Raw genomic sequence first — 25,437 nt, 5'->3', positions numbered from 1 at the left:
AGTTCATAGTGAAACCGGTCAAAGTAGGCATCTGTGGGCTGGGTACTGTCGGTGGCGGTACCTTCAATGTGCTAAAGCGTAACGCCGAGGAGATTGCCCGCCGTGCCGGGCGTGGAATCGAAGTCGCGCAAATTGCCGTGCGTACACCAAACCCCAATTGCCAGATTACCGGTACCCCGACCACGACCGATGTGTTCGACGTGGCCAGCAACCCTGAAATCGACATCGTCATCGAGTTGATTGGCGGTTACACCGTGGCCCGCGAGCTGGTGCTCAAGGCCATCGAAAACGGCAAGCACGTGGTCACCGCCAACAAGGCGCTGATTGCTGTTCACGGTAACGAAATCTTCGCCAAGGCCCGCGAAAAGGGCGTCATCGTGGCCTTCGAAGCCGCAGTTGCTGGTGGCATCCCTGTGATCAAGGCCATTCGTGAAGGCCTGGCGGCCAACCGTATCAACTGGGTTGCGGGCATCATCAATGGCACCGGCAACTTCATCCTGACCGAGATGCGTGAGAAGGGCCGTACCTTCCCGGACGTGCTGGCTGAAGCCCAAGCGCTGGGTTATGCCGAAGCCGACCCGACGTTCGACGTCGAAGGCATCGACGCCGCGCACAAGCTGACCATTCTGGCGTCTATCGCGTTCGGTATCCCGCTGCAGTTCGACAAGGCTTATACCGAAGGCATCACCCAGCTGACCACCGCTGACGTGAACTACGCCGAGGCCTTGGGCTACCGCATCAAGCACCTGGGCGTGGCCCGCAGCACTCCGGCCGGTATCGAGTTGCGCGTACACCCGACCCTGATTCCGGCCGATCGCCTGATCGCCAACGTCAACGGCGTGATGAACGCGGTGATGGTCAACGGTGACGCAGCCGGTTCGACCCTGTTCTACGGCGCGGGCGCAGGTATGGAACCGACCGCTTCGTCCGTCGTTGCAGACCTGGTGGATGTGGTACGTGCCCTCACCACCGACCCTGAAAACCGCGTGCCGCACCTCGCCTTCCAGCCAGATTCGTTGTCGGCTCACCCGATCCTGCCGATCGAGAAGTGCGAGAGCGCTTACTACCTGCGCATTCAGGCGAAGGACCATCCGGGTGTTCTGGCTCAGGTTGCCAGCATCCTGTCCGAGCGCGGCATCAACATCGAATCGATCATGCAGAAAGAAGCCGAAGAGCAAGATGGCCTGGTGCCGATGATTCTGCTGACCCATCGCGTGGTCGAGCAGCGCATCAACGATGCCATTCAGGCACTGGAAGCGCTGGAAGGCGTGGCGGGCCCGGTCGTTCGTATTCGCGTCGAACATCTCAACTGACAGCAGCGGCAAGCGATAAGCTACAAGCTGCAAGAAAAAGCAGAATCACTTCGCGGTGAGCTTCAGACCGCAAGCTGCAAGTCGACGCTAAACGGCTTCCACTTGTAGCTTGCAGCTTAAAGCTCGCCGCTCAAACCGAAGGTTTGTTTATGCGCTATATCAGTACTCGCGGCCAGGCGCCGGCCCTGAATTTTGAAGACGTGCTGCTCGCCGGTCTTGCCACCGATGGCGGTCTGTACGTTCCTGAGAACCTGCCACGTTTCACCCAGGAAGAAATCGCGTCCTGGGCCGGTCTGCCGTATCACGAGCTGGCGTTCCGGGTGATGCGTCCGTTCGTCACCGGCAGCATTCCAGACGCTGATTTCAAGAAGATCCTTGAAGAAACGTACAGCGTGTTCGCCCACAGTGCCGTTGCGCCTCTGCGTCAGCTGAACAGCAACGAGTGGGTGATGGAGCTGTTCCACGGCCCGACCCTGGCGTTCAAGGATTTCGCCCTGCAACTGCTGGGTCGCCTGCTGGATTACGTGTTGGAAAAACGCGGCGAGCGCGTGGTGATCATCGGCGCGACGTCCGGTGACACCGGTTCTGCTGCCATCGAAGGCTGCCGTCGTTGCGACAACGTCGACATCTTCATCCTGCACCCGAACAAGCGTGTGTCGGACGTTCAGCGCCGCCAGATGACCACGATCTTCGGCGAGAACATCCACAACATCGCCATCGAAGGCAACTTCGATGACTGCCAGGAAATGGTCAAGAACAGCTTTGCCGACCAGAGCTTCCTGAAAGGTACGCGTCTTGTGGCCGTAAACTCGATCAACTGGGCGCGGATCATGGCTCAGATCGTTTACTACTTCCACGCGGCGCTGCAACTGGGTGGTCCTGCGCGTTCGGTCGCGTTCTCGGTGCCGACGGGTAACTTCGGCGACATTTTTGCCGGTTACCTGGCGCGCAATATGGGCCTGCCGATCAGCCAACTGATCGTGGCGACCAACCGCAACGACATCCTGCACCGCTTCATGAGCGGCAATCAGTACGTCAAGGAAACGCTGCACGCCACGCTGTCGCCGTCGATGGACATCATGGTGTCGTCAAACTTTGAACGTCTGCTGTTCGACATGCACGGTCGCAACGGTGCCGCGATTGCCGACCTGATGGCCAGCTTCAAGCAGGGTGGCGGTTTCAGCGTCGAAGAAGACCGCTGGACCGAAACCCGCAAGCTCTTCGATTCGCTGGCGGTCAGCGACGAACAGACCTGTGAAACCATCGCTGAAGTCTTCGCCAGCACCGGTGAAGTTCTTGACCCGCACACCGCGATTGGTGTGAAAGCGGCCCGCGATTGCCGTCGCAGCCTTGATACCCCGATGGTGATTCTGGGGACAGCGCACCCGGTCAAATTCCCGGAAGCCGTGCAAAAGGCCGGTGTAGGAAAAGCACTTGAGTTGCCTGCACATTTGTCTGATTTGTTTGAGCGCGATGAACGCTGCACCGTGCTGCCGAATGACCTGAAAGCCATGCAGGCGTTCGTCAGCCAGCACGGCAATCGCGGCAAGCCGCTTTAACGGTATCGCCGTGTAACAACTAAGGCCCGCCCCTCGGCGGGCCTTCTTGTTCATGCGTGCCACACTTGCGCGGAATTTCTTATTTTCGTGAACAAACAAGTGGCGGTATAAAACATGAACATGGACAGACAAGGAGTGCCCGTCCAGAACCGAATCTTTCGATACTTGCTGTGCGCATTGATGCTACTGGTGTGTGTCGGGAGCCGGGCAGGGCACGGAGCCGAAAAGCTTCCCTTCATTTTGGGCGAACCCTTCCTCAGCGTGCAGCCGATGCCGCTTGAGGCCGCCGAGCGTCAGTGGCTGGACCAGCGACAAGTGCTGCGTGTCGGTATTCCCATTGACGACTACGAACCTGTCGACATCACCAGCGACGGCAACCGCTATCAAGGCATCAGTGCAGATTATCTGAGCCTGATCGCTGCCAAGCTGGGCGTCTCCATGCACGTTACGGGCTTCGCCAAGCGCGATCAGGCCGTCGAGGCGTTGAAGACAGGCAAAGTCGACCTGTTGACCAGCGCCAGTGGGTTCGAACGCGGGATGTCAGACCTCGCCGTCACCCGCAATTACCTGACGGACAGGGCTGTGGTGGTAGGGCGCCGGGGAGATTTCACATTGTCCACTGCCTTAAGTGGCAAGCGCATTATCGCGCTGGACTGCTACGCCGATCCCGACCAACTGCAGCGACTGTATCCTGACAGCGATATTGTGCTTGCACCGACGTTGTTCAGCGCTGTAGAGGCGTTGACTCAAGGTGATGCCGACGCATTCGTCGGCAATGAAATAGTCGTGAATGCCTTCAAGTCGCTACGTCCCTACCTGGGTTTGCAAACCAGATTCGAGAGTTTGTTGCCTTTGGCGGGCTTCGGGTTCGCGACACGGGCAGAGGATACGACGCTGTTGGCGCTGTTGAACCGTTCACTCAATGATCTGGATGAGGCGGTGGACCGGAACATACAAAGTCGCTGGATACTTGACGAGGATGTCGAGGTCGCGCCTGGGCGGCGTATCCGACTCACTGCCGCCGAACGCCAGTGGGTTCGCAAACACTCGCAAGTCCGCATCGGTTCGACACAACATGCGCCCTATGTCTTTAAGGATGCCGACGGTCACTGGGTGGGGCTGAATATCGATATTCTTGACCGAATCTCGCGCATGACCGGCCTCAACTTCGTCCACCACGAGATGCCAAACCTCCATGCGGTACTGGAAGCGTTGTCGTCCGGGGCCGTTGACATGAATACCACTGTGGCGGAAACCGCAGAGCGCCGGGCGACGCTGTCGTTCAGTTACGCCTATGGCGGGAACAGTTGGGTGTACGTGACCCAAAAGGATAACGAGGGTCTCGTAAGCCTGGCCAACATGTCTGGAAAGGTACTGGCGATGCCTGCCCGTCACGCTCTTCTGGAATTCATTCGCGTCCGCTACCCAGACGTCCAACTGGTGATCGTGCCCTCCTACGTGGAGGCCCGGCGGTTGGTGGAGAGCGGAGGGGCAACGGCGACCATTCAGAATGAAGCGGCGGCCTGGACCTCGTCGATGCGCGGGCTGAAGGTGGCTGGCAGCGTGGAGGACATATGGTCGCCGGACCGGTTTGCAGTCATCAATTCCGAACCTGAGCTTTTGAGCATTCTGAACAAGGCACTGGATGAATTCCCCGTGGCCGAGATGCGGGCGATTCGCGCGAAATGGCTGGGGGGAATCATGGGTCAATCCACGCTGTGGGAGCGGATTCCCCATTGGGTGTTTTGGCTGCTGGCGGTGGTGTTATCAGGCGTATTGGTTTCGCTCTATTGGAAAATTCGGTTGACGGACCAGATACGGCAACGGCTGATCGCCGAAGTGCAGCTCAACGATCAACTGGCGTTCAAGCGTGCGTTGATGGACGGTATTCCTGAGCCGATGTATGTCCGGGATCTCCAGGGTCGTCTCGTGTTCTGCAACCGTAGCTATGAGGACAGTTTCGGTATCAGCTATGAACAGATGAATGGTCGGCGCCTGATCGATGTCGATCTGATCCCACGAGACGCTGCCGAGGCGATGCACGCGAGTTACATGAATCTATTCACGACTCATCAACCGCTGCTGACCGAGCGCAGTTTCACGCTGTCCGGTCGCGCCATTAAAGCGTCTCAGTGGGCGGTGCCGTTCTATGACGCAGGCGGACAGTTGCAGGGCTTGCTGGGGGGCTGGCTCGATCTCAGCGAGGCCAAGGGTCTGACGCCGAGCGCGACGCGGTCGTCAAAAGACTGAATTCTGTCTGTCACATTGGGCAGGCATGCTCCAGTGACAAAGGGGGTGACGATCAACCCGCTCACGGTAAACCCTCGAAGCGGAAAAGAACTTTCCGCTTCTGCCGATGGTCATTGATAAGCACCTTTGCATTCAAACTGTTGAGTGGTGATCCAGATGGAAAATATCAGCTTGTTGTTAAGCGAAGCACTGGCACCTTATGAGGCCAGCCTGGGCGCTGCCGGTGTAAATGGCGAGCGTCTGGTGACGCTGAAAAATGCAGCCGGTGCGATCGTGATCGAACGCGTCTATTCCGCTGCCCAGTTGTGTGACAAGCGCCAGCTGACCGACGTGGTCGACGGGCTTCATCGCGATTTGATGGTCGCCGAGGGGCGTATCGAGCCTTGCGTCATCGCCGCGATGCGAAATGCGACACAGGTCAACAATTTTGCCGCCCGTCAGGGTTTTGTCTGAGGAACGGGGAACCTTATCCATTACATAGGCTCCTATCCATTACGGCAGGTGCAGGCATTGTGCTCCGGTGTTTATGTTGCCTGCCGTACGGGTCCAAGATGGACCACGGTTGACCCCGAGTAGTCTCCCCGCTGCTCGGGGTTTCTTTTTGCCTGTCGTTTGTCAGTTTTGCGCGTCGTCGAAAAACGTCTGCGCGTCCTGCAGGTATTGGCGCTTGTCGACCATCCATTCGGCGTAGAACGAGATCAGCTTGGTGGTCCGCAACGTGCGCATCTCGCGATTGATGATCTCGATGGCTTCGCGGCCCTTGTCGGTCTTCGAGCAGCCGATGTGCGCGAACTGGTACTTGGGCGCATCCTTGATCGGGAAAAACTCCAGCTCTTCCAGCGCAATGCCCTGCTGCTGGGCGTGATACCGCGCTTCGGGCCAGTAGCTGATGATGGCCTGGAAACGGTCCAGCCGTTCCATCTGCAACATGCTGCCCACCGCCGCGTTGCCGTAATGCAGAATCAGGCTCTCGGGTTGGGTGGTCGTCTTGAGAATCTTATCGATGGTCGGACCGTAGCTGCGCTCGGCCACAATACCGGTCTTGACCGTGTTGGCGTTCAGCAGGGCCGCCAGATCAAGATGCCCATCGGCATCGAGAAATGGCGCAAACATCGCGTGATTTCGCCGTTCGATCGTCACCCCGTTGCCAGGCGTGGCGTAGGTCGGGATCGAGAACAGAATGGTCTTCGCACGTTCTGCCGTCCACAACAGCGTCGGGTCACAGGCGAAGACGTCCGGGTCCCGGAGCATCTGTGTGCCCCGCGCACGGTTCACGTGCATGATCTGGTGGTTGTATTCCGGCATCTGCGCAATCAGTTCAGGCATCAGCTTGTCGATGGCGCCCTGGCCTGCTTGCGGGCCGGCGAAAATGGTCAGGGGAGGGAAGTCCCGAAGCAGCCAGGTCAGCGTTTCCTTCGCGTCTGCGGTTCCGGGTGTCGCACTCAGTGCCGAAGCGATCAGCAGGGCGAAAACACCGGACGGGCGAATGTGTGCGTAACGATTGACCATCCGTCGAGGTAAATCCTGAAAATACTGACTGAGGTTTAAGCCGCGATCACCCCGATCCGACGGGTCTGATTTCGCAACGGCCCACGCTGTGAACTTCATGCTAGAGGGTCTCGCATCAACGTATCGGCGTTGTGGATCATTTGTTTAACACTCGTCACCCTGGGTTGAGTAAAGCAGCCTGACAAATGCGCGCACGCTGATTTTCATGTCGCCATGACGATCAATCATCGAGTCTGGTCGTTCAACGGGACGTGCATCGGTTAGACTTGGCGCCTTTCCCGTCCTTAGAAGCCCGTTCATGGCCCAGCCGTCCACGACCTACAAATTCGAACTGAACCTCACTGACCTCGACCGTGGGGTGTACGAAAACGTCAAACAGACCATCGCCCGCCACCCGTCGGAAACCGAAGAGCGCATGGCCGTGCGTCTGTTGGCCTACGCGTTCTGGTATAGCGAACACCTGTCGTTCGGACGTGGTCTGTCGGACGTCGACGAACCTGCCTTGTGGGAAAAAAGCCTGGATGACCGCGTACTGCACTGGATCGAAGTCGGCCAACCCGATGCTGACCGGCTGACGTGGTGCTCCCGCCGTACCGAGCGCACCAGCCTCTTGGCGTACGGCAGCCTGCGCGTGTGGGAGGGCAAGATCGTCCCGGCCGTCAAAACGTTGAAAAACGTCAACATCGCCGCCGTGCCTCAGGAAGTGCTGGAGACCCTGGCCAAGGACATGCCCCGCGTCATCAAGTGGGACGTGATGATCAGCGAAGGCACGATTTTCGTGACCGATGACCGTGGCCAGCACGAAGTGCAATTGCAGTGGCTGGCTGGCGAGCGCGGCTGACCGCCGACGTTTGCCCTCATCACTGAATCAGCTCCAACCGAACACATCAGCGGAACCCGCATGCGCATCGAATCACGACAGTTGCCCGACACCTTGCCTTTTCTGGGCGATCTGCCGCCTTTGTTGACCCGTCTGTACGCCTCGCGGGGCGTGCTGTCGCAGGACGAGCTGGACAAAGGCCTGGCGCGGCTGATTCCGTATCAGCAACTCAAAGGCATCGACGCGGCGGTGGATTTGCTGGTGACGGCGCTGCAACAGCGTCAGCGCATCCTGATCGTCGGTGACTTCGATGCCGACGGCGCGACGGCCAGCACGGTCGGGGTTTTGGGACTGCGGTTGCTGGGTGCGGCGCATGTCGATTATCTGGTGCCGAACCGCTTCGAATACGGCTACGGGCTGACCCCGGAAATCGTCAAGGTCGCCCTTGAGCGTCAGCCGGAGCTGTTGATGACCGTGGATAACGGCATCTCCAGCGTCGAAGGTGTTGCGGCTGCCAAGGCGGCGGGCCTGCAGGTCCTGGTGACCGATCACCACCTGCCGGGCCATGAACTGCCGGCCGCTGACGCCATCGTCAACCCGAATCAGCCCGGCTGCACGTTCCCCAGCAAGGCACTGGCCGGTGTCGGCGTGATGTTCTACGTCTTGATGGCCCTGCGCGCGCGTTTGCGGGAAATCGGATGGTTCGAGGCCAACGGTCGCGCTCAGCCAAACCTCGGCGAGTTGTTGGACCTGGTCGCGCTTGGCAGTGTGGCCGACGTGGTGCCGCTGGACGCGAACAACCGGATTCTGGTGCATCAGGGCTTGATGCGGATTCGCGCCGGTCGCGCCCGTCCGGGCTTGCGCGCCATTCTCGAAGTGGCTCGCCGCGAGCCTTCGCGCATCACCTCCACCGACCTCGGCTTCATCCTCGGCCCGCGATTGAACGCGGCGGGGCGTCTGGACGATATGAGCCTGGGCATCGAATGCCTGCTGTGTGAAGACGAGACGCTGGCGCGGGAGATGGCCGTGCAATTGGACGAGCTGAATCAGGACCGCAAGTCCATCGAACAGGGCATGCAGCGGGAAGCGCTGGCCCAGCTCAAGGATTTGCCTGTCGAGTCGATGCCGTTCGGGCTCTGCCTGTACGAAGCCGAATGGCACCAGGGCGTGATCGGGATTCTCGCGTCGCGCCTGAAAGAGCGTTATCACCGGCCCACTATCGCCTTCGCCAGCGCAGGGGAGGGCGTGCTGAAAGGCTCGGCGCGTTCGGTGCCGGGATTCCACATCAGGGATGCGCTGGACGCCGTTGCTGCGAAACACCCTGAGTTGATCAGCAAGTTTGGTGGCCACGCGATGGCAGCCGGTTTGTCGCTGCCTGCGGAAAATTTCCCGGCCTTCGCCGAAGCCTTCGATGCCGAAGTTCGTCGTCAACTGACTGAAGAAGACCTGACCGGCCGTCTGTTGTCCGATGGCACGTTGGCGGTTGAAGAGTTTCATCTTGAGCTGGCCCGCGCGCTGCGCAATGCCGGGCCTTGGGGCCAGCACTTCCCCGAGCCGTTGTTTCACGGGGTGTTCCAGCTGGTGGAGCAACGCGTCGTAGGCGAGCGGCATTTGAAGATGGTGCTCAAAACCGAATGCGGCACCGTCAAGCTCGACGGCATTGCGTTCAGCGTTGATCGCGACGTGTGGCCCAATCCGACGGTGCGGTGGGTCGAGCTGGCCTATAAGCTGGACCTCAACGAATTTCGGGGCAACGAGACCGTGCAGCTCATGGTGGCGCACATTTCACCGCGTTGATTTCACGCGAGACAGCAGGAACCACGGCTTCTCTCAGCTTGTCGACTAGGCTCTAGGTTCAGTACAAAGGAACCTTCCTCCGCGACTTCGAGAGATACTCATGAGCCTGCTGCTTGAATCCTTCACCCTTCGCGAACTCACCTTACGCAATCGCATCGTGGTCTCGCCGATGTGCCAATACTCCGCCCAGGACGGTCTGGCCAACGACTGGCACCTCGTGCACCTCGGCAGCCGCGCCGTGGGCGGTGCCGGACTGATCTTCACCGAAGCGGCCGCTGTCACCGAAGACGGCCGTATTACCCCGGAAGACCTCGGGCTGTGGAACGACGAGCAGATCGCGCCGTTGCAACGCATTACCCGATTCATCACCGCTCAGGGGGCCGTGGCTGGTATTCAACTGGCCCATGCCGGACGCAAGGCGAGCACCTGGCGTCCTTGGCTGGGCAAGCAGGGCAGCATTCCTGCTGATCAGGGTGGCTGGACACCGTGGGGGCCATCGAAAATCGCTTTCGACCCGAAACACACGCCGCCGACGCCGTTGGATACCCCTCAAATCAAAGAGGTCGTCGAGGCCTTCGTCGCGGCTGCCAAGCGTGCGCTGACCGCCGGTTTCAGCGTGGTGGAAATTCACGCTGCCCACGGTTATCTGCTGCACCAGTTCCTGTCGCCGGTCAGCAACCAACGGCAGGATGAATATGGCGGCTCGTTCGAAAATCGTATTCGTCTGACGCTGGAAGTCACCAAAGCCGTGCGTGATGTCTGGCCGCAAGCGCTGCCGTTGTTCGTGCGCGTGTCGGCGACCGATTGGGTGGAGGACGGCTGGAATCCGGATGAAACCGTAGAACTGGCGAAGCGTCTGAAAACGCTGGGTGCGGATCTGGTCGACGTGTCCTCGGGAGGCACCGCCGCCAATGCTGAAATCCCGGTAGGGCCGGGGTATCAGACGCAGTTTGCCGAGCGGGTCAAGAAGGAGTCCCAGATCGCCACGGGAACGGTGGGGATGATCACCGAGCCCGCTCAGGCCGAGCATATTCTACGCACGGGGCAGGCGGATTTGATCCTGCTCGCCCGTGAGCTGTTGCGCGACCCGTACTGGCCGCTGCATGCCGATGATGACCTGAACGGGCGTCAGGCGACCTGGCCTGCGCAGTATCAACGTGCGACGCATCGCGATCAGCCGATTCACGAGTCTGATTTGCGGGATTGATTGCCCGCTTACGCTCTGGTCTTGATGACCCGACGCGACATTGTGGCCGGCTTGCTGGCGAATGCGGTGGGCCAGATACCTATCTGGTGACTGAAAAAACCGATTCGCCAGCAAGCCGGCCCACAGTTGATCATTCAGCCTGACCTCTTTCGATGAGTACAGCGCGCTCCGTTCACGTTTCCAGCAACCCCTTCACCCGTTCTCTGAGCGCTGGTATCGAAAACGGTTTGGTCAGCACATGCATCCCTGGTTCCAGCCGACCTTTGCCCAAGGCGGCATTTTCCGCGTAACCGGTCACGAACAGCACCTTCAAACCCGGTCGCACTGAGCGGGCGGCGTCGGCGAGTTGGCGTCCGTTCATGCCACCGGGCAGGCCGACGTCCGAGACGAGCAGGTCGATGGTTTGTTGTGTTTGCAGTATTTCCAGTGCCAGGGCACCGTTTTCGGCTTCCAGCACACGGTAGCCGAGGTCGGTCAGCACTTCGGCGACCAGGGTTCTGATCGTCGGCTCGTCGTCCACCACCAGCACGGTTTCGCCGCCCGCCACCGGTCCGGAAGGCTGTTCCTGCAACGGTGTGTCCGGGGAAAACGCAATGGCCTCGCCTTGTACCGGCAGGTAAATGCACACCTGCGTGCCTTTCCCCACTGCGGAGCGAATCTGAACCCCGCCCCCCGACTGACGGGCAAAACCGTAGATCATAGACAGCCCAAGCCCCGTGCCCATGCCGATGGGTTTGGTGGTGAAGAAGGGATCGAAGGCGCGTTTGACGACATCGGCGCTCATCCCGCTGCCGTTGTCGCTGACGCACAGCGCCACGTACCGACCTTCGGGCATTTCCAGCTCTCGGGCTTCGATGTCGTCGAGGGTTTTGTTGCCGGTTTCGATCAGCAGCTGACCGCCGTCGGGCATGGCATCGCGGGCATTGAGGCACAGGTTGAGCAGGGCGTTTTCCAGTTGATGGGCGTCCACCAGGGTTGCCCACAGGCCGGGGGTGCCGATCACGTCCATGGCAATGGCGGGGCCCACCGTGCGGCGAATGAGTTCGGCCATTCCCTCAACCAGATGATCCACATCAGTCGGTCGGGGATCGAGGGTCTGTCGCCGAGAAAACGCCAGCAGCCGGTGGGTCAGCGCGGCGGCTCGGCGAGAGCCTTCGAGCGCCGCATTGATGTAGCGCCCGAGGTTGTCGGTGCGGCCTTTGGCGACGCGGTTTTTCAAGAGTTCGATGTTGCCGCTGACACCCATCAGCAGGTTGTTGAAGTCATGGGCCAGCCCTCCGGTGAGTTGGCCGACAGCTTCCATTTTCTGCGAGTGACGCAACGCATCTTCTGCGCGTCGCAGCGCTTCGGCCTGTTGCTTTTCGGCGGTAATGTCCCGGGCGCTGCAATACAACTTGCCGCCTTCCGGCACCGCGACCCACGACAGCCAGCGGTAGCTGCCATCCTTGCGTCGGTAACGGTTTTCCAGATTCAGCACCGGATGATTGCGCCCCAGCGCACCAAAGGCTTCCTGACTGCGCGCGACGTCTTCGGGGTGAATCAGGTCAGAGAACGCGAACCGCGACAATGCTTCGTCCGTCCAGCCCAAGGTGAATCGCCAGGCCGGGTTGGTGGTTTCGAAATGCAGATCGGAGGTCATGATCGAGAGCAGATCGGGGCTGACTTGCCAAGTCAGGCCACGTTCATGAGCACGCTCGACGACTTGCCGTTCAAGGTCGGCAATCAGGTCGAGCCGACGCTGTTCGCTGGCCCTCAGTGCTCGCTGATCCAGCACGCGGCGTGTGGTTTCATTGGTCACGCAGAACAGGCCGACCACCTGGTTGTGTTCGTCAATCATCGGTGAGAACGAAAACGACCACCACGTGCGCTCGATTGCGCCATAACGCGCCATGGTCAGAGGCATGTCTTCGCAGTGATACGGCTGCCCGTTCAACGCTTGCTCGGCAAACGGCTGCACTTGATCCCACACATCCGACCACAACTCCGGCATGCGAGCACCCATGGCCGCGTCCCGTCGAGGGCCGAGAGTCGGGGCACAGGCATCGTTGTGGAAAAACAGCAACTCCGGGCCCCAAAGCAGGTACATCGACTCGGGGGAATTGAGGATCAGATTGAGGTGGATCTTCAGCGCAGCAGGCCATTGTTCGATGGGGCCAAGGGGCGTTGTGGCCCAGTCCATGTCCTTGATGGTGCGACCTGCCTCACTGTCGCCTGCGGGAAAGCGGGGATATCGTGTCAACGAGGCAAGCTCCAGTCAGGGGGAAACAGTGTACGAAGCCGGACCGGAAGAATCCTCACCTTTCACATCCGCTTGAAGGGTGATTGAGCGTGGTTGAGCTTTATCGGTATTCGAACGAATACCAAAACACCCCCTGCGACTCAAAGCAGCGTCTGTTGTGTTGACCGTGAATGAGCGCAGGGGTTGCGTGGTGATGTCAAATTCTAATCAGTTTGGATGGCGTGGAAGAGCAGATCGCTGACCCACTGGTTGATGCTCATGTGAGCCAGCTCGGCTTTACAGGCAACACTCGCATGTAAAGCGGGTTCCAGTCGCAAACTGAGTTTGCCGGAATAGGTTTTTTGAGGCTCACGACCCAGTCGGACACACGTGTCCAGATAATCGTCCACTGCCTCTTCAAATGCTGTACGAAGCTCACGCACAGATTCGCCGTGGAAACCGATAACATCGCGGATTCCGGCCACATGCCCAACGAACAGTTCATCTTCGTCGCTGTAGTTGATGCGGGCTGCATAGCCTTTGTAATTCATGATGTTCAAGGGGTAACTCCTGCTTGCTCAAGGAATGACCGGGCATCGCGTACCTGATACGGCTTGGCTTCCTTGTCCGGGTGTGGACGATGGAATGTCGCCACTATGCCGTTGAGTTCGAAGCGAACTCGGGAACCGTTTCCTTCGATAGTTCGGGCGCCTAGCGCGTTGAAGAGCGATTCGAGCCTGTTCCATTCGAGTGTGCTGGGCACGGGTTTGGAAAAGACGGTTTTAAGGGTGCTGGATTGTCGGTTATTCATGGTATCAATTTATGATACCGCGTGATTATGACCAAGAGGTCCATCGTAGGAAAGAGCGACGGGATAGGGCGTATCTGTCTGAATCGTGCTTGTACGTGGATGCAACCTTTGTAGCAGCAAAGCTTGCCAGCGGTGGCGTCTGTGGGATCGCTGCCGCCGGCGAGCCGGACCGCTACAGATAAGGCATCAGTGCTTGAACATCACATGGCGCACGGTGGTGTAGTCCTCAAGCCCGTACATCGACAGGTCTTTCCCGTAGCCGGACAGTTTCTGGCCGCCGTGGGGCATTTCGCTGATGAGCATGAAATGGGTGTTCACCCACGTGCATCCGTATTGCAGACGGGCGGACAGGCGGTGGGCGCGACCGACGTCCTGGGTCCAGACCGACGACGCCAGGCCATAATCGGAATCGTTGGCCCAACCCAGGACTTGGGCTTCATCGTCGAATGACGTCACCGACACCACCGGTCCAAACACCTCGCGGCGGACGATTTCGTCGTCTTGTTGAGCGTCGGCGATCACCGTTGGCTGGAAGAAGAAACCGTTGCCTTCGATGGCCTTGCCGCCGGTGATCACCCGCGTGTGGGATTGGGCGACCGCACGCTCGACGAAGCCGGTGACGCGGTCGCGATGTTGGGCCGTGATCAGCGGGCCGAGTTCGGTGTCCGGGTCATCCTGCTGACCGACTTTGATCGTGCTGACGGCTTCCCCGAGCTTCTGCACGAATTGCTCATAGATGCCTTTTTGCGCGTAGATGCGGCAGGCGGCGGTGCAATCCTGACCTGCGTTATAGAAGCCGAAAGTGCGAATGCCTTCGACGGCGGCGTCGATGTCGGCGTCGTCGAAGATGATCACCGGGGCCTTGCCGCCCAGTTCCATGTGGGTGCGTTTGACGCTCTCGGCGGTGCTGGAAATGATGTGCGAGCCGGTGGCGACCGAGCCAGTCAGCGACACCATGCGGACTTTCGGGTGTGTGACCAGCGGATTGCCGACGGTCTGGCCGCGACCGAACACCAGATTCAGCACGCCTGCCGGGAAGATGTCATTGGCCAGCTCGACCAGACGCAGCGCGGTCAAAGGGGTTTGCTCGGAAGGTTTGAGCACCACGGTATTGCCCGCCGCCAGCGCTGGCGCAATTTTCCAGGCGACCATCATCAGCGGGTAGTTCCACGGCGCGATGGAGGCGACAACGCCTACCGGGTCGCGACGGATCATTGAGGTGTGCCCCGGCAGGTATTCGCCCGCCGCGGAACCGCTCATGCAGCGGCTGGCGCCAGCGAAGAAGCGGAACACGTCGGCAATCGCTGGCAGTTCGTCGTTCAGCGCCGCTTGATACGGCTTGCCGCAGTTGTCCGATTCGAGCTTGGCGAGTTCTTCGGCGTGGGCGTCGATGGCGTCCGCCAGTTTCAGCAGCAGCAACGAGCGATCCTTCGGCGCGGTTTGCGACCAGCTCTCAAACGCGGCATCGGCGGCGCGTACGGCGGTGTCGACCTGGCCCTCGGTGGCTTCGTTGATTTCCACCAATACCCGGCCCAGCGCGGGGTTGAACACGGGCTGCGCGGGACCTTCACCGGCGACCAGATGGCCATTGATCAGCAGTTTGGTTTGCATGGGGTTTGTCCTCTTGTTGAATCTGTCGGGCGCTTTGCTGTGGCGCGCCAGCGCGTTGAAACGTGGTCCTGTAGGAGTGAGCTTGCTCGCGATTGCGTATGAACAGTCACTCATTGGCTGGCTGATACACCGCTATCGCGAGCAAGCTCACTCCTACAGGGTTGGGTGTTGAATTCAAAAAGGTGTCATCACTTCCCCCCGCTCCCCGCCACGCTTTCACCGCCACGGGTCAGGTAATACGCGCCGAGAATCGGCAGCATCGTGACCATCATCACCAGCATCGCAACGACGTTGGTCACCGGCACGTCGCGGGGGCGGCTGAGTTGGTTGAGCAGCCAGATCGGCAAGGTGCGTTCGTGACCCGCGGTAAACGTGGTCACGATGATTTCGTCGAACGACAACGCAAACGCCAGCATCCCGCCCGCCAGCAATGCGGAACCGAGGTTCGGCAGGATGATGTAGCGAAAGGTCTGCCAGCCGTCGGCCCCCAAATCCATCGACGCTTCGATCAAACTGTGGGACGTGCGACGCAGGCGGGCAATGACGTTGTTGTAGACGATCACCACGCAGAAGGTCGCGTGGCCAACGATGATGGTGAACATCCCTGGCTCAATCCCCAGCGATTTGAACGCCGACAGCAACGCCAGACCGGTGATGATGCCGGGCAGGGCGATGGGCAGGATCAGCATCAGCGAAATGCCGTCCTTGCCGAAGAAATCCCTGCGATACAGCGCCGCCGACGCCAGGGTGCCCAGCACCAGTGCGATCAATGTCGCGACGCAGGCGATCTGCAACGACAGCTTGATCGACTCCATCACATCAGGCCGCGAGAAGGCCACGCTGAACCACTTCAGGGTGAAGCCCTGTGGCGGAAAACTGAACGCGGCGTCTTGAGTGTTGAAGGCGTAGACGAAGATGATCAGGATCGGGAAGTGCAGGAACACCAACCCGCCCCATGCGGCAATCTTCAGGCCCCATGAGGCTTGATCGCCTTGTTTGATCACAGGCTTAGAGCGCATCGAAAGCCCCCAGTCGTTTGACGATGGACAGGTAAATGGCGATCAGCACGATGGGCACCAGTGTGAACGCGGCGGCCATGGGCATGTTGCCGATGGCGCCTTGCTGGGCGTAGACCATGCTGCCGATGAAATAGCCGGGCGGGCCGATCAGCTGCGGCACGATGAAGTCGCCCAGCGTCAGCGAAAACGTGAAGATCGAACCCGCCGCAATGCCGGGCACCGACAGCGGCAGGATCACCTGCAGGAAGGTCTGCCGAGGCTTGGCGCCCAGGTCCGCCGAGGCTTGCAACAGCGAGGGCGGCAGGCGTTCGAGAGAGGCCTGGATCGGCAAAATCATGAACGGCAGCCAGATGTAGACGAACACCAGAAACCGTCCCAAATGCGAGGTGGACAAGGTGCTCCCGCCGACACCGGGAATCCCCAGAATCACCTGCAACACTGGCTCCAGGCCCAGATGCTGAACGAACCACTGTGCCACGCCGCCTTTCGCCAGCAGCAGCGTCCACGCGTAGGCCTTGACGATGTAACTGGCCCACATCGGCATCATCACGGCGATGTACAAAAACGCCTTGGTCTTGCCGGTGGTGTAACGCGCCATGTAGTAGGCGATGGGGAACGCGACGATGGCGCTGGCGATGGAGACGGCAATGGCCATGGTCAGCGTTCGCTGGATCACGTCGAAATTGGCCGGGTTGAACAGCGCCGCGAAGTTGGCCAAGGTCAAGTCCGGCGTGACCGACATGCTGAAGTCGTCGAAGGTGTAGGACCCTTGCCACAGCAGCCCGAGCAAAGAGCCGAGGTAGATCGCGCCGAACCACAACAGCGGCGGGATCAGCAGCAGCGTCAGGTACAGATTCGGCCGTCGATACAGCAAATTGGAAAAACGCCGCAGGGGCGATTGCCCTGGCATCGGCGCTGAATGGGCGAGTGTCTGGCTCATCTCAATGGGCCTCGGCCGTGTGCTCGATGACCGCGTCATGCAGCGGGATCATCGCCTCGCGGGCCCAGCGAGCGGTCATGCGCTGACCCGGCTGGTGCTGCGCGCTGGTGTCCAGCCATTGGGTGTTGGCCTGGCTGACGCTGAGGGTCTGGCCGTTGTCGAGTTTCAGCTCATAACGCGTGGCGCTGCCTTGGTACTGAATGTCGTGCAGCAGGCCACTGACTTCGATCTCGTGACTGGAGGCGGGGCCATCGGCAAAACGGATGTGCTCGGGACGAATGGAGAACGCGTTGGGGTGGCCGCTCAACTGTTGCGCCAACTCGCCGCGCAGCACGTTGGACGTGCCGACGAACTCAGCGACGAACGTGGTCGCGGGTTTCATGTACAGGTTGCGCGGGGTGTCGACCTGCTCGATGCGGCCCTTATTGAACACGGCCACGCGGTCGGACATCGACAGCGCTTCGGTCTGGTCGTGCGTGACGAAGATGAAGGTGATGCCCAGTTGCCGTTGCAGCTTTTTCAGCTCGCTTTGCATCTGTTCGCGCAGCTTCAGATCCAGGGCCCCGAGGGGTTCGTCGAGCAGCAACACGCGAGGACGGTTGACCAGCGCACGGGCCAGTGCGACCCGCTGGCGCTGACCGCCCGACAGTTGCACCGGCTTGCGGTCGCCGTAGCCGCCGAGGGCGACCATGTTCAGGGCTTCTTCGGCGCGTGCCACACGCTCGCCCTTGCCGACGCCCTTCACCTTCAGGCCGTAGGCGACGTTGTCGCGCACGTTCATGTGCGGGAAGAGGGCGTAGTCCTGAAACACCGTGTTGACGTCGCGCTGGTACGGCGGCAGGCCAGCCGCCTCTTCGCCATGAATGCGGATTGAACCTGCGCTGGGCTGTTCGAAACCTGCGATCAGGCGCAGGCAGGTGGTCTTGCCCGAACCCGAAGGGCCGAGCATGGAGAAGAACTCGCCGTCCTTGATGTCGATGGAAACCCGGTCAACGGCCTTCACTTCGCCGAACTGACGGGAAACGTGGGTGAACTGGACTGCAAGGGTCATGGGTGAAACCTCAAGTGGAAGCGAACGCCGTCGCAGCGGGTTCGCCGGGTGCAACGCAGCACCTGCAACAGATGGAATGGGGCTCGTGTAGGAGCGTGGCTTGTCCCGCGATCTGCCGGGAACCGGCAGCAAATCGGTCAAAGTGGTGTGTCAGACGTATCTGATCATTCCGATTTACGACTGCTGCGCAGCCGATCGCGGGACAAGCCACGCTCCTACATGAGGTTTGCGCTAGCGCCCACCCATGATTGCGATGTAGTCCTGCGTCCAGCGGCTGTACGGCACGTACTTGCCGCCCTCGGACTGCGGGGTTTTCCAGAAGGCGATCTTGTCGAACAGGTCGAAGCCGTTGGTGGCGCAACCCTCGGCCCCCAGCAGCTCATTGCCCTTGCACGCCGCAGGCACGACCGGCAGCGAACCGAACCAGGCCGCGACGTCGCCCTGGACCTTCGGTTGCAGCGACCAGTTCATCCACTTGTACGCGCAGTTCGGGTGCTTGGCCTCGGCGTGCAACATGGTGGTATCGGCCCAACCGGTGGCGCCTTCCTGCGGGATGGTCGAGGCGACCGGCTGTTTGTCAGCCACCAACCCATTGACCATGTAACCCCACGAACTCGACGCCGCAACGCCTTCGTTTTTCACGTCGCTCATCTGCACGGTCGCGTCGTGCCAGTAGCGGTGCACCAACGGGTGTTGGGCGCGCAACAGATCGAGCACGGCCTTGTATTGGGTTTCGGTCAGTTGGTACGGGTCTTCGATCTTCAGGTCCGGCTTGGCGGTCTTCAAATACAGCGCGGCGTCGGCGATGTAGATCGGCCCGTCATAGGCCTGAACGCGGCCTTTGTTCGGCTTGCCATCCGGCAGGTCTTGCGGCTCGAACACCACGCTCCAGCTCACTGGCGGGGTCTTGAACACGTTGGTGTTGTACATCAGCACGTTCGGCCCCCATTGATAAGGCGTGCCGTAAGTCTGCTTGTTGACGGTGTACCACGGGCCGTCTTTCAGGCGCGGGTCGAGGGTTTTCCAGTTCGGGATCAGGTCAGTGTTGATCGGCTGCACCCGCTTGCCCGCCACCAGACGTAGCGAAGCGTCGCCCGACGCTGTCACCAGGTCATAGCCGCCCTTGGTCATCAGGCTGACCATCTCGTCGGACGTCGCAGCGGTTTTGACGCTGACCTTGCACCCGGTTTCCTGCTCGAAACCGGTGACCCAGTCATAGGCCTTATCGCTCTCGCCCCGCTCGATGTAACCCGGCCACGCCACGATATCCAACTGGCCCTCGCCGTCGCCGACAGCCTTGAGCGCTTCAGCCGCCTGCACGGCGCCGCTCGTCAACATTGCGCCGGCTATGGCTCCCAATAACATGGTCTTTTGCACTGACATACGGTTCCCCTCATTTATTGGTTTTTTTGGCAGAGATCAGTGGTGGGAACCCAGCTACGAGCCACAAGCTTCAAGCTGCAAGTGGTCATCGCGCCCACCTTCTATTTTCCGTCGGATAGGCAGTTGCTTCTCCGTTTTCACTTATTGTTTTGACTCAAAACCTACGCAGGTCTGACGCTTTTTCTTGCAGCTCGAAGCTCAAAGCTCGTAGCTGCTCCTGGCCATGACGTGGCGAACCACGCTGTAGTCCTGAAGCGAGTCACTGGACAGATCCTTCCCGTACCCCGAGCGTTTCAAGCCGCCGTGGGGCATTTCGCTGACCAGCATAAAATGGCTGTTGATCCAGGTGCAGCCGTATTGCAGACGGGCCGCGACCTGCATCGCCTTGTCCAGATTCTGGGTCCAGATCGACGAGGCCAGGCCGTATTCGGAATCGTTGGCCCAGTCTACGGCCTGGGAGAGTTCGTCGAAGCGGGTCACGGTCACCACCGGGCCGAACACTTCGCGCTGGACGATTTCGTCACTCTGTTTGCAGCCCGCGAGCAGGGTCGGCTGGTAGAAGAAACCGGGCCCGGAATGCACGGCCGCGCCGGTGATGCGTTCGATGTGCGGCTGACTCAACGCGCGCTCGACGAAACTGGCGACACGGTCGCGCTGGCGGGTGCTGATCAGCGGGCCGAGTTCATTGTCGGCATCGCGCTTGCCCGCAAAACGCAGGCTGCTGACGGCCGCACCGAGTTCGGCGACCAGTCGATCGTGGATGCCTGCCTGCGCATAGATCCGGCAGGCGGCGGTGCAATCCTGACCGGCGTTGTAATACCCATATGTGCGCACGCCCTCAACCACGGCGGCAATGTCGGCGTCGTTGCAGACGATCACCGGCGCCTTACCGCCCAGTTCGAGATGAGTGCGTTTCAGGGTTTTCGACGCGGCCTGAAGAATTTTCTGACCGGTGACGATATCCCCTGTCAGCGAGACCATGCGCACTTTTGGATGGCTGACCAAATGGCTGCCGACCCCTTCGCCGCCCCCGCAGACAATGTTGATCACGCCCTTGGGCAGCAGCTCGGCGAACACCGGCGCCAGCGCGAGGACCGAGAGCGGTGTGTGTTCGGAGGGTTTGAAGACGAGGGTGTTGCCGGCGGCGAGGGCGGGGGCGATCTTCCACGCGGCCATCATGATCGGGTAATTCCACGGCGCAATGGAGGCGACGACGCCAATCGGATCGCGCCGCACCATGCTGGTGTAGCCCGGCGTGTATTCGCCGGAGAGCTGCCCGGTCTGGCAACGCACGGCCCCGGCGAAGAAACGGAACACGTCGACAGTCGCGGTCAGGTCATCCTGTCGCGCCAGGTGCAACGGCTTGCCGCAGTTCAAGGCTTCCAGGCGGGCGAGGTGGTCGGCGTTCTTTTCGATGGCATCGGCGATGCTCAAGAGGATGTTCGAGCGCTGTTGCGGCGTGGTGCGCGACCATTCATTGAAAGCGCGGTGGGCGGCCAGAATCGCCGTCTCGACCTGATCGGTGCTGGCCTCGGCAATGCGGGTCAGCACTTCACCGGTGGCAGGGTTGAGGATCGGCTCGACAAAACCCTGCCCCGTGACCTGCTCGCCGTCGATCAGCAGCGCGGTTACAAAATGTGAGGTCACGTCGCCAGCCATCGTTCGAAGCTTCCTTGTCGATTCTTATATACAGGACGACTGGATGGCGTCGCTGATAGGGCTATCGCGAGCAAGCTCACTCCTACACAAGTACCCGTTCTCCCTGTAGGAGTGAGCTTGCTCGCGATAGCATCATCATGGCGACACCGAGGTCGTTGAATGTCGTATCCAGAAACAGCTTCTGCCCAAGCTTCTGAGCCTAGTGCCACATCCAGCGGGCGACAAATTCTAAATTCTGAAAGCAGCGTTCGATTAAATCGATGGCCTGCGTCCTGGATGCGGCTGTTCTCGCGCCACGCTCAGGAATGGATCGACCAGCGAAGGCCGCGCCGTACCCCGACGCCACGCCAAGCCGATGTCCAGCGTCTGGGTCAGGTCAGCGATTGGCCGGGCTTCGATGATGTCGCCTTCCAGAGACCACGGTCGATAGGTCATGTCCGGCTGTATCGACACGCCCAGCCCCGCCGCCACCAGACTGCGCACCGCTTCGGTCGAGGCGGTGCGCAACGTCACCTTCGGCTGCAAACCGGCGCGGGACCAGATGCGCTGGGCGTTCACCCCCATTTCGTCGACGTTCAACTGAATCAGCGGCTCGCACGCCACATCGGCCAGATGAATGTTGTCGTGGTCCAGCAACGGGTGCTGGGCGGGCAGCCACAGGCGGTGGGGCGAGTGGGTCAGCACTTCGGTTTGCAGCGCGTGGCGGTCTTCGAGGTTGGAGAGAATCAACACCCCCACGTCGATCTCGCCGCTGACCAGCAGATGCTCGATGTAAGGCCGTTCATCCTCCATCACCCGAATGTCGACGTTGGGGTAAGCGCGCTGAAAGCGGGTCAGCAGGTCGGCGAGGTAATAGCCCGCCACCAGGCTCGTCACGCCGACCACCAGTTGCCCGGCCACCTGATCCGCGCCTTGTTGCAAGCTGCGCTTGGCGTTTTCCACCGTCGCGAGGATCAAGTGCGCCTGGCGCAAGAATTGATGCCCTTGGTGGGTCAGCGTCATGCCCTTGGCGTGCCGACTGAACAGGCTGACGCCGATGTCTTCCTCCAGTTGCTGGATGGCGAGGGTCAGGGTCGATTGGGAAATGAACACCGCCTGAGCCGCGGCGGAAATCGAGCCGGTTTCGGCCACAGCGATGAAATGGCGGATCTGACGGAGCGTCATCATGCGGAACCGGCCCCTTGTGTTTTTTGGAATGTCAGGCGTGTGTATCGTTTTTCTCGATGTGCTTCAGAGTAGCGTTCGAACCCTGCAACATCCAGAAGCACACCTGAAAACGGCTTTCGGCGACTTCGACATACCCTGCGAGTCGAATCGTCTATCCCGAATCAGGAGGTCTGTTATGAACACCCGTGGCTTGCTCGATCAACTGTTGAAATCCGGTCAGGACCTGTTGCAGAACAAGGCTGGCAGCGCCGCCAACCCCGGCTCTCAGGGTAAAGGCGCTCAAGGCGGGCTTAACGATTTACTGGGCAAAGTCGGCGGCGGCAACCTGGGCGGATTTCTGTCGGGGGCTGGAGGCGGGGCGTTGGCAGCGGGGGCGATGGGCCTGCTGCTGGGCAATAAAAGCGCCCGCAAGATGGGCGGCAAGGCGCTGACCTACGGCGGCCTGGCCGCATTGGGTGTGCTGGCCTACAAGGCGTATGGCAACTGGCAGGCGAACCAGCCGGGCGCGGGACCGAGTCAGCCGCAGACGGTGGACCGTGTGCCCCCCGCCCAGGTCGAGCAGCACAGCGAAGCCGTCTTGCGCGCGCTGGTCGCTGCGGCCAAGGCCGATGGGCACGTCGATGACCACGAGCGCCAATTGATCGAAGGCGAATTCACCCGTCTGACCGGCGACCAGGAATTGCAGCATTGGCTGCACGCCGAACTGAACAAACCCCTCGACCCCGCCGACGTCGCCCGCTCCGCCCACACGCCTGAAATCGCCGCCGAGATGTACCTGGCGAGCGTGATGATGGTCGACGAAGAGCACTTCATGGAACGCGCTTATCTCGATGAGCTGGCGAAACAACTGAAACTGGCGCCGGGGCTCAAGACCGAGCTGGAGAGCCAAGTGCGACAGGCGCAGCCATAGCCCTCACAATTCCCCCTGAACGACACCGCCGTCCCTGTAGGAGCGAATTCATTCGCGAGGCGGTGGTGCAGACGATAGAGATGCATCGCCCGGAAAACCGCTTCGCGAATAAATTCGCTCCCACAGTTGAATTGCGTCGGGCACTCCGTTTGCGGCGCCAGTGATCTTCTGTAGGAGAGTGCCTTCCACAACAGCCCGGCACGTCGCCCCCTGTGGGAGCGAATTTATTCGCGAAAGAGTGCTCAGGCGATAGAGATGTATCAGCCGTAACGCCATTCGCGAATAAATTCGCTCCTACAGGAAGGGGCGAGCACAGAGTTAAAACTCATACACGCGGATGTGCGCAAGATAAAACCGGTGCTCAACATCATTCACAAGGGTCGTGCCTCCTTATCAAGCATTCCCCCCTCCCGCCGATAACCTGTCAGATATTTCCGATATATCTGCGCGTTATCGCTTTATCTATGTCGGAAACAGCCGGGTTAATTCGTAAGGCACTGGGCTATACTCGGCTCGCGTTGGGCCGTCTGTCGGTCCGCTTCTTGAACCCGGCGTTGTCGGTGTTGAACTCTTGAGGGCTGACTGTGAAGAATTGGACGTTGCGCCAACGTATCTTGGCGAGCTTCGCTGTAATCATCGCCATCATGCTGTTGATGGTTGTCGTGTCGTACACCCGACTGCTGTCGATCCAGCACAGCGAAGAAGCGGTCAGCGACGACGCGTTGCCGGGCGTCTACTTCAGCACCCTGGTGCGCAGTGCCTGGGGCGAGAGCTACATCCGCACCCTGGAGTTGATCGGCGAGGGTAAAGCGCGCGAGCTGACCCGTTCCGAACAGGATCAGTACATCGACTTCGACACCCGTCTGCAAAACCAGATGGACAGCTACAAGAAGACCATCTACGACGACACCGATCGTGCCAATTTCAACGCCTTCGAAAAGCAGCGTGAGGTGTATGGCCGACTGTTGAGCGAAGTGATCAAAACCTATCAAGCGGGCGATTACGCCACTGCACGAACGGTGTTCTACGGCCAAGTCAACCCGGTCTGGCTGCAAGGCCGCAAGCAACTCAATGACCTGATCGTGGCCAACAAGGCCGTGGCCGATCAGGCGACTGCGAACATTTCTTCTGCCGTGCTGACCGCGAAGATCAGCATGGGCATTTCACTGATCGTTGCAGTCCTGGCCGCCGCCGCGTGCGGCCTGCTTTTGATGCGCACGATTTTGGCGCCGATGAACCGTATCGTGCGGATTCTCGAAACCATGCGCACGGGTGACCTGAGCAGCCGCCTGACCCTCGACCGCAATGACGAGTTCGGCTCGGTGCAGACCGGGTTCAACGACATGGTCACCGAGCTGGCCGCGCTGGTGTCTCAGGCGCAGCGTTCCTCCGTGCAGGTCACGACGTCGGTCACCGAAATCGCCGCCACCTCCAAACAGCAACAGGCGACGGCCACCGAGACCGCCGCCACCACCACCGAAATCGGCGCGACGTCCCGTGAAATCGCCGCGACGTCTCGGGATCTGGTGCGCACCATGACCGAAGTCACGTCTGCGGCGGATCAGGCGTCCATTCTCGCCGGTTCCGGCCAGCAAGGCCTGGCGCGCATGGAAGAAACCATGCATTCGGTGATGGGCGCGGCGGATCTGGTGAACTCCAAGCTGGCGATCCTCAATGAGAAGGCCGGCAACATCAACCAAGTGGTCGTGACCATCGTCAAGGTCGCCGACCAGACCAACCTGCTGTCGCTGAACGCTGCCATCGAGGCCGAAAAAGCGGGCGAATATGGCCGTGGTTTTGCGGTGGTTGCCACTGAAGTCCGACGTCTTGCAGACCAGACCGCCGTGGCCACCTACGACATCGAACAGATGGTCCGCGAGATTCAGTCGGCGGTGTCGGCGGGCGTCATGGGCATGGACAAGTTCTCCGAAGAAGTGCGTCGCGGCATGTTCGAAGTGACTCAGGTTGGCGAGCAGCTTTCGCAGATCATCCACCAGGTTCAGGCGCTGGCGCCGCGGGTGTTGATGGTCAACGAGGGCATGCAGGCCCAGGCGACCGGCGCCGAGCAGATCAATCAGGCGCTGGTGCAACTGGGCGATGCCAGCAGCCAGACCGTGGAATCCCTGCGCCAGGCCAGCTTTGCCATCGACGAGTTAAGCCAGGTGGCGGTAGGGCTGCGCAGCGGCGTTTCGCGTTTCAAGGTCTGAGACCCG

Annotated in this window: 20 protein-coding genes; 9 read left to right on the top strand and 11 right to left on the bottom strand. The window is 60.3% G+C overall.

Features of this window, described 5'->3' with window-relative positions; all coding sequences use genetic code 11:
• Window positions 1-8 precede the first annotated feature (8 nt).
• The 4 genes from GVN17_RS02295 (at window position 9) to GVN17_RS02280 (ending at window position 5,575) form a co-directional block, all read left to right on the top strand.
• On the top strand, window positions 9-1,313 hold the full coding sequence (locus GVN17_RS02295; protein WP_166593601.1) for a homoserine dehydrogenase: 1,305 nt from the start codon (window positions 9-11) through the stop codon (window positions 1,311-1,313).
• A 149-nt stretch (window positions 1,314-1,462) separates the two neighbouring features.
• Window positions 1,463-2,872 carry a threonine synthase gene (gene thrC, locus GVN17_RS02290; protein ID WP_166593600.1) on the top strand — a complete coding sequence of 470 codons (1,410 nt, stop codon included), beginning with the start codon at window positions 1,463-1,465 and terminating at the stop codon, window positions 2,870-2,872.
• A 114-nt stretch (window positions 2,873-2,986) separates the two neighbouring features.
• The gene (locus tag GVN17_RS02285) at window positions 2,987-5,122 is read left to right on the top strand and encodes a transporter substrate-binding domain-containing protein (protein WP_166593599.1); all 2,136 of its coding nucleotides are present in this window, start codon (window positions 2,987-2,989) and stop codon (window positions 5,120-5,122) included.
• 156 nt (window positions 5,123-5,278) lie between these two features.
• Entirely contained in the window at window positions 5,279-5,575 is a 297-nt protein-coding gene (locus GVN17_RS02280) for a DUF3509 domain-containing protein (RefSeq protein WP_166593811.1), read from the top strand.
• Window positions 5,576-5,737: 162 nt separating this feature from the next.
• Here the strand turns inward: GVN17_RS02280 and GVN17_RS02275 are convergent, their stop codons facing one another.
• Window positions 5,738-6,583, bottom strand: coding sequence for a TIGR02285 family protein (locus GVN17_RS02275; RefSeq protein ID WP_166593810.1), 846 nt, complete (start codon window positions 6,581-6,583; stop codon window positions 5,738-5,740).
• A 346-nt stretch (window positions 6,584-6,929) separates the two neighbouring features.
• Here GVN17_RS02275 and GVN17_RS02270 point away from each other — a divergent pair, with 346 nt between their 5' ends.
• The 3 genes from GVN17_RS02270 (at window position 6,930) to GVN17_RS02260 (ending at window position 10,455) form a co-directional block, all read left to right on the top strand.
• Window positions 6,930-7,472: a YaeQ family protein gene (locus GVN17_RS02270; protein ID WP_166593598.1), complete on the top strand. Its 543-nt coding sequence runs from the start codon at window positions 6,930-6,932 to the stop codon at window positions 7,470-7,472.
• A 60-nt stretch (window positions 7,473-7,532) separates the two neighbouring features.
• Complete coding sequence (recJ, locus tag GVN17_RS02265) at window positions 7,533-9,248, top strand: single-stranded-DNA-specific exonuclease RecJ (RefSeq protein ID WP_166593597.1); 1,716 nt, start codon at window positions 7,533-7,535, stop codon at window positions 9,246-9,248.
• Window positions 9,249-9,348: 100 nt separating this feature from the next.
• Window positions 9,349-10,455 (top strand): NADH:flavin oxidoreductase/NADH oxidase, encoded by a 1,107-nt coding sequence (locus tag GVN17_RS02260; RefSeq protein WP_166593596.1) that lies wholly within the window; start codon window positions 9,349-9,351, stop codon window positions 10,453-10,455.
• A gap of 172 nt (window positions 10,456-10,627) precedes the next feature.
• Here the strand turns inward: GVN17_RS02260 and GVN17_RS02255 are convergent, their stop codons facing one another.
• The 10 genes from GVN17_RS02255 to GVN17_RS02210 form a co-directional block, all read right to left on the bottom strand.
• Window positions 10,628-12,634 carry a PAS domain-containing sensor histidine kinase gene (locus GVN17_RS02255; protein WP_166593809.1) on the bottom strand — a complete coding sequence of 669 codons (2,007 nt, stop codon included), beginning with the start codon at window positions 12,632-12,634 and terminating at the stop codon, window positions 10,628-10,630.
• A gap of 263 nt (window positions 12,635-12,897) precedes the next feature.
• Window positions 12,898-13,233 (bottom strand): type II toxin-antitoxin system HicB family antitoxin, encoded by a 336-nt coding sequence (locus GVN17_RS02250; protein WP_166593595.1) that lies wholly within the window; start codon window positions 13,231-13,233, stop codon window positions 12,898-12,900.
• The gene (locus GVN17_RS02245; RefSeq protein ID WP_166593594.1) at window positions 13,230-13,484 is read right to left on the bottom strand and encodes a type II toxin-antitoxin system HicA family toxin; all 255 of its coding nucleotides are present in this window, start codon (window positions 13,482-13,484) and stop codon (window positions 13,230-13,232) included. Before GVN17_RS02245 ends, GVN17_RS02250 begins: the two co-directional genes overlap by 4 nt.
• 186 nt (window positions 13,485-13,670) lie before the next feature.
• Window positions 13,671-15,095 carry a gamma-aminobutyraldehyde dehydrogenase gene (locus GVN17_RS02240; RefSeq protein WP_166593593.1) on the bottom strand — a complete coding sequence of 475 codons (1,425 nt, stop codon included), beginning with the start codon at window positions 15,093-15,095 and terminating at the stop codon, window positions 13,671-13,673.
• A gap of 188 nt (window positions 15,096-15,283) precedes the next feature.
• Window positions 15,284-16,114: an ABC transporter permease gene (locus tag GVN17_RS02235; RefSeq protein WP_166593592.1), complete on the bottom strand. Its 831-nt coding sequence runs from the start codon at window positions 16,112-16,114 to the stop codon at window positions 15,284-15,286.
• Window positions 16,104-17,054 (bottom strand): ABC transporter permease, encoded by a 951-nt coding sequence (locus tag GVN17_RS02230; protein ID WP_256665038.1) that lies wholly within the window; start codon window positions 17,052-17,054, stop codon window positions 16,104-16,106. The genes GVN17_RS02235 and GVN17_RS02230 overlap by 11 nt, the downstream gene beginning before the upstream one ends.
• Window position 17,055: 1 nt before the next feature.
• Window positions 17,056-18,105: an ABC transporter ATP-binding protein gene (locus GVN17_RS02225; protein ID WP_166593591.1), complete on the bottom strand. Its 1,050-nt coding sequence runs from the start codon at window positions 18,103-18,105 to the stop codon at window positions 17,056-17,058.
• Window positions 18,106-18,336: 231 nt separating this feature from the next.
• Window positions 18,337-19,488 carry a putative ABC transporter substrate-binding protein YdcS gene (gene ydcS, locus GVN17_RS02220; RefSeq protein ID WP_166593590.1) on the bottom strand — a complete coding sequence of 384 codons (1,152 nt, stop codon included), beginning with the start codon at window positions 19,486-19,488 and terminating at the stop codon, window positions 18,337-18,339.
• Window positions 19,489-19,686: 198 nt separating this feature from the next.
• On the bottom strand, window positions 19,687-21,147 hold the full coding sequence (locus GVN17_RS02215) for a gamma-aminobutyraldehyde dehydrogenase (protein ID WP_166593589.1): 1,461 nt from the start codon (window positions 21,145-21,147) through the stop codon (window positions 19,687-19,689).
• A 252-nt stretch (window positions 21,148-21,399) separates the two neighbouring features.
• Window positions 21,400-22,314: a LysR family transcriptional regulator gene (locus GVN17_RS02210; RefSeq protein ID WP_166593588.1), complete on the bottom strand. Its 915-nt coding sequence runs from the start codon at window positions 22,312-22,314 to the stop codon at window positions 21,400-21,402.
• A gap of 175 nt (window positions 22,315-22,489) precedes the next feature.
• On the opposite strand from GVN17_RS02210, the gene GVN17_RS02205 reads away from it, so the two are divergent.
• Window positions 22,490-23,224 carry a tellurite resistance TerB family protein gene (locus tag GVN17_RS02205; protein ID WP_166593587.1) on the top strand — a complete coding sequence of 245 codons (735 nt, stop codon included), beginning with the start codon at window positions 22,490-22,492 and terminating at the stop codon, window positions 23,222-23,224.
• 584 nt (window positions 23,225-23,808) lie between these two features.
• Complete coding sequence (locus tag GVN17_RS02200) at window positions 23,809-25,431, top strand: methyl-accepting chemotaxis protein (RefSeq protein WP_166593586.1); 1,623 nt, start codon at window positions 23,809-23,811, stop codon at window positions 25,429-25,431.
• Window positions 25,432-25,437: the final 6 nt, after the last annotated feature.

The organism is Pseudomonas sp. SLFW (genome assembly GCF_009905615.1).
GTDB lineage: Bacteria > Pseudomonadota > Gammaproteobacteria > Pseudomonadales > Pseudomonadaceae > Aquipseudomonas > Aquipseudomonas bambusae.
The sequence above is the reverse complement of the archived record's forward strand: the minus strand, read 5'-3'. Positions and strand labels throughout refer to the sequence as shown.